The organism is Collimonas sp. (assembly GCF_044339385.1).
Lineage (GTDB): Bacteria > Pseudomonadota > Gammaproteobacteria > Burkholderiales > Burkholderiaceae_D > Collimonas.
This window is the reverse complement of record NZ_JBIIVN010000079.1, coordinates 1-11,387: the sequence shown is the minus strand read 5'-3', so window position 1 is coordinate 11,387 and position 11,387 is coordinate 1. Positions and strand designations below refer to the sequence as shown.

5 protein-coding genes, 1 other RNA gene and 3 pseudogenes are annotated in these 11,387 nt (G+C 57.6%); 5 read left to right on the top strand and 4 right to left on the bottom strand.

Features of this window, described 5'->3' with window-relative positions; genetic code table 11:
• The 3 genes and pseudogenes from eno to ACIQ0R_RS07435 form a co-directional block, all read right to left on the bottom strand.
• A pseudogene (eno, locus tag ACIQ0R_RS07445) lies at positions 1 to 481 on the bottom strand (phosphopyruvate hydratase); the annotation flags it as partial.
• Between the two features lie 179 nt (positions 482 to 660).
• Positions 661 to 1,515, bottom strand: a complete 855-nt coding sequence (gene kdsA, locus ACIQ0R_RS07440) for a 3-deoxy-8-phosphooctulonate synthase (RefSeq protein ID WP_395825663.1) — start codon at positions 1,513 to 1,515, stop codon at positions 661 to 663.
• 9 nt (positions 1,516 to 1,524) lie between these two features.
• Positions 1,525 to 3,174 (bottom strand): CTP synthase, encoded by a 1,650-nt coding sequence (locus tag ACIQ0R_RS07435; RefSeq protein ID WP_395825660.1) that lies wholly within the window; start codon positions 3,172 to 3,174, stop codon positions 1,525 to 1,527.
• Between the two features lie 235 nt (positions 3,175 to 3,409).
• Between ACIQ0R_RS07435 and ACIQ0R_RS07430 the strand changes: the two genes are divergently transcribed.
• The 5 genes and pseudogenes from ACIQ0R_RS07430 (at position 3,410) to ACIQ0R_RS07410 (ending at position 10,978) form a co-directional block, all read left to right on the top strand.
• The gene (locus tag ACIQ0R_RS07430) at positions 3,410 to 5,941 is read left to right on the top strand and encodes an efflux transporter outer membrane subunit (protein WP_395825657.1); all 2,532 of its coding nucleotides are present in this window, start codon (positions 3,410 to 3,412) and stop codon (positions 5,939 to 5,941) included.
• 4 nt (positions 5,942 to 5,945) lie between these two features.
• Complete coding sequence (locus tag ACIQ0R_RS07425; protein ID WP_395825654.1) at positions 5,946 to 7,220, top strand: efflux RND transporter periplasmic adaptor subunit; 1,275 nt, start codon at positions 5,946 to 5,948, stop codon at positions 7,218 to 7,220.
• Positions 7,151 to 9,205, top strand: a pseudogene (locus tag ACIQ0R_RS07420) (efflux RND transporter permease subunit); the annotation flags it as partial. The gene ACIQ0R_RS07425 and the pseudogene ACIQ0R_RS07420, both read left to right, overlap by 70 nt.
• Positions 9,204 to 9,575, top strand: a pseudogene (locus ACIQ0R_RS07415) (winged helix-turn-helix domain-containing protein); the annotation flags it as partial. The pseudogenes ACIQ0R_RS07420 and ACIQ0R_RS07415, both read left to right, overlap by 2 nt.
• The gene (locus tag ACIQ0R_RS07410) at positions 9,572 to 10,978 is read left to right on the top strand and encodes a heavy metal sensor histidine kinase (RefSeq protein WP_395825651.1); all 1,407 of its coding nucleotides are present in this window, start codon (positions 9,572 to 9,574) and stop codon (positions 10,976 to 10,978) included. The pseudogene ACIQ0R_RS07415 and the gene ACIQ0R_RS07410, both read left to right, overlap by 4 nt.
• 133 nt (positions 10,979 to 11,111) lie before the next feature.
• Here ACIQ0R_RS07410 and ffs read toward each other — a convergent pair.
• An RNA gene (gene ffs, locus ACIQ0R_RS07405) (signal recognition particle sRNA small type) lies at positions 11,112 to 11,210 on the bottom strand.
• Between the last annotated feature and the right edge of the window lie 177 nt (positions 11,211 to 11,387).

Genomic DNA, 11,387 nt, shown 5'->3' with positions numbered 1-11,387 from the left:
CCAGGTTGTTGTCAGCATGCGCGCCGCCGTTGATGACGTTCATCATCGGCACCGGCATCTGCATCGCGCCGCTGCCGCCGAAATAACGATACAGCGGCAGGCCGGCTTCTTCAGCCGCAGCCTTGGCTACCGCCATCGATACCGCCAGCATGGCGTTGGCGCCAAGGCGGCCCTTGTTTTCAGTGCCGTCGAGATCGATCAGGGTGCGATCCAGAAACGCTTGTTCGCTGGCATCGAGGCCCATGATGGCTTCGGAAATTTCGGTGTTGATATGCTCGCAGGCTTTCAGCACGCCCTTGCCGCCGTAACGGCTCTTGTCGCCGTCGCGCAGCTCGATCGCTTCACGCGAGCCGGTGGAGGCGCCGGACGGTACAGCTGCGCGGCCCATGACACCGGACTCCAGCAGGACGTCGCACTCTACAGTCGGATTACCGCGCGAATCAATAATTTCGCGGCCAATGATGTCAACGATTGCACTCATGTATTTCCCTATCAGATAAAAATATGTGCGGGACAGATTGCACCGGGTGGCGCATGACACTCCCGGTGCGACTCTGTCCCCAACTAATCAGATACAACGTCTAAATTTCAACGAACATGCATTTCGAGGAGATGCGCGCACAGCAGTAGCATGCATCATCACATCGTCCCCACAAGCAATCAACCGAAATTGCTTTCGATAAAGCCATTTTTTTTGACGACCCGATCCAGGTCTATCATGGTCGACAACAATTCTTTGATGCGCGCCAGCGGCACGGCGTTCGGTCCATCCGATTTGGCCTGCGCAGGATTCGGATGCGTTTCCATGAACACGCCCGAGACGCCCACCGCAATCGCCGCGCGCGCCAGTACCGGCACGAATTCGCGCTGACCGCCGGAAGTGCTGCCTTGACCACCCGGCAGTTGTACTGAGTGCGTGGCGTCGAACACCACCGGACAACCGGTTTCGCGCATGATCGCCAGCGAGCGCATGTCGGACACCAGGTTGTTGTAACCGAACGACGCACCACGCTCGCAAGCCATGAAGTTATCCTCAGGCAGACCGGCCTCACGCGCTGCGGCGCGCGCCTTGGCAATCACGTTGATCATGTCGTGCGGTGCCAGGAACTGGCCTTTCTTGATATTCACCGGCTTGCCGGATTGCGCGCAAGCGTTGATGAAATCGGTCTGGCGGCACAGGAAGGCCGGAGTCTGCAATACATCAACCACTGCTGCCACCGGCTTGATTTCATCAATTTCATGAATATCGGTCAGCACCGGTACGCCGATTTGCGCTTTGACTTCGGCTAGTATCTCCAAGCCCTTTTCCATGCCGAGTCCGCGGAACGATGAACCGGATGAGCGGTTGGCCTTGTCGAACGACGATTTGTAAATGAAATTGATACCCAGCGCGCCGGTGATATCTTTCAATTGTCCGGCGGTATCGAGGGCCATCTGACGCGATTCGATCACGCAAGGACCGGCGATCAGGAAAAACGGCTGATCAAGACCGATATCAAAGCCACAAAGTTTCATGTCACTTCCTTACGCTGCGGTGTTGGCTTGCTTGTGCGCCAACGCAGCCTTGATGAACGAAATAAACAAAGGATGGCCATCACGCGGAGTCGACTTGAATTCCGGGTGATACTGAACGCCGACATACCATGGATGGGCATTGTCGCCGCTGCGTGGCAATTCCATGATTTCACACAGGCCTTCGGTTGGCGTGCGGGCTGAAACCACCAGACCAGCGGCTTCGATGCGATCGAGGTAATGGTTATTGGCCTCGTAGCGATGACGATGGCGTTCAGTCACGGTCGGACCGTAGATTTCTGCTGCCAGCGTACCTGGCTTGACGTCGCAGGTCTGCGCGCCCAGACGCATGGTGCCGCCGAGGTCGGAATTGACATCACGCAGTTCTACCTTGCCGTCGTGATTCTGCCATTCGGTGATCAGCGCCACCACTGGCTGGTCGGTTTGGGCGTCAAACTCAGTCGAGTTGGCGAGCGACAAGCCAGCCTTGTTGCGCGCATATTCGAGCAACGCAACTTGCATGCCGAAGCAAATGCCGAGGTAAGGAATCTTGTTTTCGCGGGCAAAGCGCGCCGCCGCGATCTTGCCTTCGACACCGCGTTTGCCGAAACCGCCCGGCACCAGGATCGCATCGTACTTATTCAGAGCGGCGGTACCGTTGGCTTCGATTTCTTCAGAATCCAGGTATTCGATATTGACCCGGCTGCCAGTATGGATGCCAGCGTGACGCAAGGCCTCGGTCAGCGACTTGTACGATTCGGTCAGATCGACATATTTGCCGACCATGCCGATGGTGACTTCGTAGGTTGGATTTTCCAACGCATGCACCAGCCTGGTCCAGACCGACAAATCGGCCGGCTTCGGCGACAGGCCGAGCTTTTCGCAGACGATCGCGTCAAGGCCCTGGTCGTGCAGCATTTGCGGAATCTTGTAGATAGTGTCGGCATCCCATACCGAAATCACGGCGTCACCCTGGACGTTCGAGAACAGCGAAATCTTGGCGCGTTCGTCATCAGGGATAGGACGGTCGGCCCGGCACAGCAGCGCATCCGGCGAAATACCGATTTCGCGCAGTTTTTGTACGCTGTGCTGGGTCGGCTTGGTTTTCAACTCACCAGCGGAGACCAGGTACGGCACCAATGTAAGATGCACAAAGGCAGCCGCCTTACGGCCTGCGCGCAGGCTCAACTGACGTGCTGCCTCCAGGAAAGGCAGGGATTCGATATCGCCGACAGTGCCGCCGATTTCCACCAGTGCCACGTCGAAACCTTCGGCGCCGCGGTAGATGTAATCCTGAATTTCGTTGGTGATGTGCGGAATTACCTGCACCGTCTTGCCCAGATACTCGCCGCGGCGCTCCTTGCGGATAACCGATTCGTAGATCTGGCCGGTGGTGAAGTTATTCACCTTCTTCATCTTCGCCGTAATGAAGCGCTCATAGTGACCGAGATCGAGATCGGTCTCTGCGCCATCATCGGTCACAAACACTTCGCCGTGCTGGAACGGGCTCATGGTGCCTGGATCGACGTTGATGTACGGATCGAGTTTAAGAAGGGTGACTTTAAGGCCGCGCGATTCCAGGATCGCTGCGAGAGAGGCTGCTGCAATCCCTTTGCCAAGGGATGAGACAACGCCGCCGGTAACAAATACAAACTTAATCATTACAGAAGGTGCCGAACGGCACATGCGGGAAATTCGAATTATACATCAAAGAGTCGCCGCGGCAGCCTCCCCTGATCCGAAAAATCGTATCGTTTGTTGGTTTGCTGCCGCAACCGGCTGTCGCTACGCCTGCGGAAAATTGCACTACGTGTAATAATTCCCGGCCTATGCCCAAGCCCATCAATGATTTCCCCCGCCACCTGCCGAACGCGCCTATCTCGTCATTGCTGCAATCATGTGTTGCGCCAAAACCGCAGTATTTCACAACCAGGTATATGGCTCCATGAGCAGGCTGTTTGGCGACCTTGAAGGTGACGACGGCCTGCCGGGATCTGTCAGGCGGGTAGCTATTATTGTCATGATCCTTGGCACCGGCATGACCGTGCTGGACGGTTCGATCGTCAATGTCGCGTTGCCGATGATTGCGCGCAGTCTGGATGTGGGTCCGGCAGCCGCGGTCTGGATTGCCAATGCCTACATTCTTGCCGGCGCGATGACAATGGTCGCCTTCGCCTCGATCGGCGAAGTGTTCGGATTTCGACGTCTATATATGTGCGGCATCCTGGTATTTACTCTGGCATCGCTAGGCTGTGCATTATCACCATCGCTGGCGGTTCTCAATGGCATGCGATTTTTACAAGGTCTGGGCGGCGCTGCCGCAATGAGCATCGGCCCGGCGCTGTACCGCTATATTTTTCCGACGCGCCTGCTCGGCACCGCGCTCGGCGTCAACGCGCTGGTGGTGGCATCATCCACCGCAGCCGGTCCGGCAATCGGCGGCCTGATGCTGTCCGTGCTTAGCTGGCCATGGCTATTCGCCATCAATGTGCCGATCGGGATCGTTACACTGCTGCTGGCGCGGCGCGTGCTGCCACGCAATCCCGGCCGCGGCGGCGAATTCGACGCCACCGGCGCATTGCTGTCGGCCCTCTCCTTGGGTACTTTCGTCATGGCGGTAGACGGCTTGTCGCGCCACGATAGCTTGAGCAAGGAACTCACGCTCGGCGGCATCGCGCTGACATCAGCCACTCTGTTTATCATTCGACAAAAAACATACTCAGCGCCATTACTGCCGCTTGATATTTTTGCATCACAACGTTTTTCGATGGCGGTTGCCACCTCGCTCTGCTCCTTCGTCGGCCAGGGGATCGCCTTTATTGCCTTGCCATTCCTGTTTCAGGGTGCCTATGGCTTCAGCCCTTTGTTATCTGCTGCACTGTTCACCCCTTGGCCGCTGGCGATTGCCCTCACCGCACCGATTGCCGGCCGCCTCGCCGACCGCTATTCGGCCGCATTGCTGTCGACCTGCTTTGTGGTTGCCGCGATTGCGCTAGTGCTGGCCGGTTGTGCAGTCGGCCCGGATTATGTGTGCCCATCCATGGAGGTTCCCGCCAACTATAAAGGGAGCGGCCCGTGGAAGCAGGCAGAGCCGAAGCAAATCGACAGCAACCACAATTGGTGGGAAATCTATGGCGACCAGACGCTAAGTGCGCTGATGCAACAAGCTAACCAGGCAAATCAAAGTATTGCGCAGGCCGAAGCGCAATATCGCCAGGCGCGCGCAGCGGCCGACGCCGCCCGTTCCGGCTTCTGGCCAACGGCGGGCGTTAATACCGGGGTCGGCCGTTCGTTGAGCAACAGCAATGGCATTCGCCTCGGGAACAACTATAGCGTCGGCATCCAAGGCAGTTGGGAACCAGATGTCTGGGGCGGCGTGCGGCGTGCGGTGGAAGCTGGCGATGCCGGTACCCAGGCTAGCCTGGCCAGCCTGGCGGCAGCCCGCCTCAGCATCCAGGCAACGTTGGCACAAGACTATTTGCAACTGCGCATCACCGATCTGCTGATCGATCTGTATGCGCGCACCACGACCGCCTATGCCCGTTCACTGAAGCTGACCCAGAGCCAATACGCCGTCGGCGTTGCTTTGCGTTCGGATGTGGCGCTGGCGGAAAGTCAGCTGAAAACCGCAGAAGCACAGGCGATTGACCTGCAGGCGCAACGCAGCCAGCTCGAACACGCGATTGCTATCCTGATCGGCAAGGCCCCATCTCAATTCTCGCTGACCGCGCTGCCTGCCGATTCTCAGCTGCTCGCCAAGATGCAAGCCAGCCTGCCGCCAATCCCTTCCGGCTTGCCTTCCGATCTGCTGGAACGCCAGCCCGACATCGCCAACGCGGAACGCAGCGTAGCGGTTGCCAACGCCAATATCGGCGTTGGCAAGGCGGCCTATTTTCCGGCACTAACGCTGAGCGCGAGCGGTGGTTTCAACGGCGGCAGCCTGGCACAATGGTTTGATACCCCAAGCCGGGTCTGGTCGCTGGGGGCGGCACTGGCAGAAACAATATTCGATGGCGGTCTGCGGCGTGCGCACACCGCGCAGGCAGTTGCAGCCTACGACGCAGCCGTGGCGCAATACAAGCAAACCGTATTGGGCGGCTTCCAGGAAGTGGAAGATAACCTGGCTACGCTCAACGTCCTCGACCGCGAAACGGTAGCCCAGGATCAGGCCGTGAAGGCTTCGCAACTGGCCGAACAACTGGCGTTAAGCCAATATCGTGCCGGCACCGCGACTTACCTGACAGTGGTCACCGCGCAAACGCTTTCATTGGGCAATGAACGCACTCTGGTGCAATTGCTGGGGCGCCGGTTGATTGCCAGCGTAGCGTTGATCAAGGCTGTCGGCGGCGGTTGGGATGCATCCCAACTGAACCCTGCCGCTGTTGCTCAGGCAAAAAAAACACCACTGCAAATTAATTCTGCGAGCTGATAACATGACTACTACCCTCTCCAAACCACGTTCGACGTTGCTGATCAGCGCCGCGATACTGGTCCTGATCGACGCTGCCGGCTGGGCCCTGAGCAATCACAAGGCCGGTGCCGCAGCACCGCCCAGCACCATTGGCAATCCGATCTCGGTCAGTACCGCCAAAGTAAAACAGCAAGATGTTCCGATGTATCTGTCCGGTGTTGGCACCGTCACTTCCAATGCCAGCGTAACGGTCAAGGCACGCATCGACGGTCAGCTTGATAAGGTGGGCTTTGTTGAAGGTCAGGATGTCAAAGCCGGACAACTGCTGGCGCAACTCGATCCACGCACCTTGCAGGCACAACTGGAGCAGGCCATCGCGCAAAAAGCAAAAGACGCGGCCCAGTTAGCTAACGCAAAACTCGATCTGCAACGCTACACCACGCTGGTACAGCAAGATGCGGCGACCCAACAAACTCTGGATGCCCAACGGGCGCTGGTCAACCAACTGCAAGCTACCGTGCAATCCGATGATGCCCAGATCAACTATGCCAGGGTGCAACTCAGCTTCACCAGCATTCTGGCGCCGATCAGTGGCCGTGTCGGCGCGCGTCTGGTCGATCCGGGTAATATTGTCCATGCAACGGATACCAACGGTTTAGTGGTGATCAATCAAATCGATCCGATCGCAGTCGTATTCACATTGCCGGAGGAAAGTTTTCAAAGCATCGACAGCGCCTTGCATGCCAATCCGAAGCCGCTCAGCGTGCAAGCCTTCGCGCGCAATAGCAACAACATGCTGTCTCAAGGCAGCCTGACGCTGCTGAACAACCAGATCGACACCACATCCGGCACCATACAACTAAAAGGCATGTTCCAGAACGCATCGCATGTGCTGTGGCCGGGCCAATACGTCAATGTCAGGCTGGTACTGGGAGATCGCAAGCAGGCGCTGACGGTACCGGCGGCAGTGGTGCAGCGCAGCCAGGACGGCACCTACGCCTACGTTATCAACGCTGACAACACGGTACAGATCCAGCCGATCCAGGTGGCGAATATCCAGGACGGCATTGCCGTGATCGACAAAGGCTTGAATCCAGGACAAAGAGTCGTGGTCGACGGCCAGTACAAACTGAAACCCGGCATCAAAGTGGCGGAAGATGCGGCGGTGATCGGTACCGGCAACGCGTCGAGCGCGGCCGCTAAAGGGACAAGTGCGAGGGTCGGTAAGTGGGCATTTCCTCTACGTTCATCAAACGCCCTATCGGCACCACGCTACTCGCTATTGCGATTTTCCTGATAGGTGCTGCGGTGTGGCTGTTGCTGCCGGTGGCGCCGCTGCCGCAGGTGGATTTCCCGACCATCCAGGTCTCTGCGAATCTGCCAGGCGGCAGCCCGGAGACCATGGCGTCAAGCGTTGCACAACCGCTGGAGCGGCAGTTCTCGCTGATTGCAGGCTTATCGCAGATGACCTCAAGCAGCTCGCTCGGCTCATCGCAAATTACGCTGCAATTCGATCTCAACCGCAACATCGACGCCGCCGCGCTCGATGTGCAGGCGGCGATCACCGCCGCCAGCGGCCAGTTGCCGGCCAACCTGCCGAGCCCGCCGACGTTCCGCAAAGTCAATCCAGCTGACTCGCCTATCATGGTGATGTCGGTGCAGTCGGACGCTTTGCCGCTGATTCAGGTGAATGATTTTGCCGACAATATCCTGGCACAGCAGATTTCACAGATTCCCGGGGTTGGCTTGGTCAATATCGGCGGTGCGCAAAAGCCGTCGGTGCGGATTCAGGTAGATCCGACCAAACTGAGTGCGGTCGGCATGAGCCTGGAAGATATTCGCGGCGTCATCGCAAATACCACGGTCAACCAGCCGAAGGGAACCATCGACGGTCAGAAGCAAAGTTTCACCGTCTACACTAACGACCAGTTGCTCAGCGCAGAACCATGGAACGATATGGTGCTGGCGTATAAGAACGGCGCGCCGATCCGCGTGCGCGACATCGGTGTTGCGGTCGATGCGCCAGAAAACGTCAAGGTCGCCGGTTGGGCGTTTGCCGGTGCTGCAGCACCGGCCGACAACACGATCATCAATGGCCGCTCAATCGTGCTGGCCATCACCAAGCAGCCCGGCGCCAACGTGATCGACACCGTGGACCGTATCAAGGCAGCATTGCCGCGCCTGCAGGCTGCGATTCCGCCTACCGTGCACATCAATACCCTGATCGACCGCACCCAGACCATCCGCGCTTCGGTAGCCGATGTCGAATTCACGCTGGTGCTGACCATTGCTTTGGTGGTCCTGGTGATTTTCCTGTTCTTGCGCAATGTCCCGGCTACCCTGATTCCTAGCGTCACCGTGCCGCTGGCAATTCTCGGCACTGCCGCCGTTATGTACCTGCTGGGATTCAGTCTCGATAACCTGTCGCTGATGGCGCTTACCATCGCGGTCGGCTTCGTGGTCGATGATGCAATCGTGATGCTGGAGAATATCTATCGGTATGTCGAAGAGGGCATGTCGCCAATGGAGGCCGCGCATAAGGGTGCCGGAGAAATCGGCTTTACTATCATCTCGATTTCGGTCTCGCTGGTCGCAGTGTTTATTCCGTTGCTGCTGATGGGTGGCATCGCTGGCCGCCTGTTCCGCGAATTTGCGATTACTGTCACGCTGACGATTGCCGTCTCGGTCGTGATTTCGCTGACGCTGACGCCGATGCTCTGCTCGCGCTTCCTGAAACCGCATTCGGCTCAATCACATGGTCGCCTGTATCAACTCTTTGAACGCGGCTTCGATACGATGCTGAACGCTTACAAGCGCGGCTTGCACGTCGTGCTGCGCCATCAGTTCATCACCTTGATGGTGTTCTTCGCCACCATGGCGGCCACAGTGATCCTGTTCATGATCATTCCAAAAGGCTTCTTCCCGCAGCAGGATACCGGCTTCGTTTTTGGCTTTGCCGAATCGGCCCAGGATTCATCCTTCTCGTCAATGAACAAACGCATGCTGCAATTGGCCGATATCGTCCGCCAGGATCCGGATGTCACCGGCTTCGGCATGAGCGGTGGCCAGAACACCTTCAACACCGGCAATTTCTATATCAGCCTCAAACCGAAGGATGAAGGACGCACTGCCAGCGCCGATGAAGTGATCACCCGCCTGCGCCCGCAACTAGCGAAGGTGCAAGGGGTTAATCTGTTTCTGCAGGCCGGCCAGGATATCAACGTCGGCGGCCGCCTGTCACGAACCCAGTATCAGTACACCTTGACCGACTCCAATCTGGAAATTGCTGGCACGGCTACAGGCGCTGACGCGACGCGGTCGTGCCATGGAACCGTCGCAGTTGCGCATCGCCGATCTGCAGATTGACTTGATCAGCCGCAAAGCCTATCGCGCCAATGTACGCATCGATCTGACCGCCAAGGAATTTTCGCTGTTGGCGGTACTGGCCCGGCGGCAAGGCGAAATTTTATCGAAAACAGCGATCGCCGAACTGGTTTGGGACATGAACTTCGACAGCAATACCAACGTTGTCGAAGTCGCGATCAAACGCTTGCGTGCCAAGATCGACATGCCGTTCAGCCCCAAGCTGTTGCATACGATCCGCGGCATGGGCTATGTGCTGGAGCCGCGCAATCAGGAGATGCGGGAATGAAACGTTCAATCACAGTACGTCTGGTTGCCATGTTCGCACTGGCCGCACTGCTGATATTTTCGCTGATCGGCAGCGCGCTGTACGGCGTCCTGCAGCGCGAGTTGGCGCACCATCAGCAAGATGAGCTGAACACCCGTTTCCTCGATACCCAATACATGATCGGCCATAACGGCGACCCCAGCCGCTGGTCGCGCGTGCAAGCCAAGCTGGACACACTGACCCCGGCCGACGGCAGCATCCGCTACTGGGTGCTGGGCGACGACCCGCGCTTCCAGTACGGCAAGGGACTGGCCGAGATCGACCAGCTAGACCGCAAGCCAAACGGCATGAGAACCATGCAACTGCGGGGTCGCGAGTACCCTCTGCATGCAATGGCAGGCACCATCCCGCCATTCATGGAGCGGCCAGCGGTACGCCTGATTGTTGCGGTCGATGCAGCGCCATATCTGCATACCTTGCATGCTTTCTTGCTGGCGCTGATCGGACTGTCGCTGGTCGGGGTACTACTGGTGATGCTACTTGACTACTGGATCGCCCAAGTCGGCTTGCGGCCGCTCAAGCACCTATCGAGCGAAGCGCAGGCGCTCGGTCCGCGCAACTTATCGCAGCGCTTGAAAATTTCACCGTTACCGGCAGAACTTTCTGACCTGACGATTGCCTTCAACGGCGCGCTGGAAAGGATGGAAGGCGCCTATAACCAGCTGGAGGCTTTCAATGCCGACGTCGCCCACGAGTTGCGCACGCCACTGGCCAACCTGATCGGCGAGACCCAGGTAGCGTTATCGCGCCAGCGCACAGCGCCGCGGTTCGAAGAGGTGCTGCAATCGAACCTGGAAGAATTGGAACGCTTGCGCTCGATCATCAACGACATGCTGTTCCTGGCCCGAGCCGATCAAGGCAAAGCCGCCACCAGCCTGGTGCATGCATCGATTGCACAACAGATCAACAAGACCGTGGAGTTCTTTGAGTTTGTGCTGGACGACTCCAAAATGACGGTCAATGTCGACGGCGACATCAGTGCCGAAGCATCAATCGAAACCTCGTTGTTCCGACGCGCGATGAGCAACCTGCTACACAACGCAATCCAGCACTCCAAACCCGGTGCCGGCATCGTCGTCAACATCACGCAGCAGCCGACAGCAATCCAGATTGCCGTATCGAATCCCGGCCAGCCGATTCCAGAGACGCATTTGCCACGGCTATTCGATCGCTTTTATCGGGTTGACACAGCCCGCAACGATCGTGATCCGAATCAGCTGCATGGACACGGCCTTGGCCTGGCGATCGTCAAGGCGATTGCCAAGATGCACGGCGGCAGCGTGTTTGCGAAAAGCGTCGCCGGGCTGACAACGATAGGCTTCAGCATCCCCGCCGGCGATCATGTGCCCTTCCACATAAACTGATCTGCAACGGAAAATATCATAGAAAAATATTTTCTATGATCAACACGATGGCCGAGCGTGGGGATATGGCATCAAAAACATGAACTTCAACATCATGGGATTTGAGTGTTCGAAGAATATCGACACCAAGGAAAGAGGCGAGCCTTGTCTGCGGCACTTGCAGGAAATGGCTGTGGCTGCTTCGTTCCCGACCTGACCAGGTTGACCACGCCACAATGCGCAGGGGCCCGCCGGGCACGATTGTACTGCATTGCGGCATAACTGGCAGCGCTTTTTTTATTTAGAGACGGTTTCATAAAGGCCCGAAGGGGCTGTTAACTTTTCCGGCAAGCTGCTACTCTTCGGCATTGATATAGATAAGGCTGAAGAAGAGATGGGCAAACCGATCGTGGAAGATGCACTGTGGACA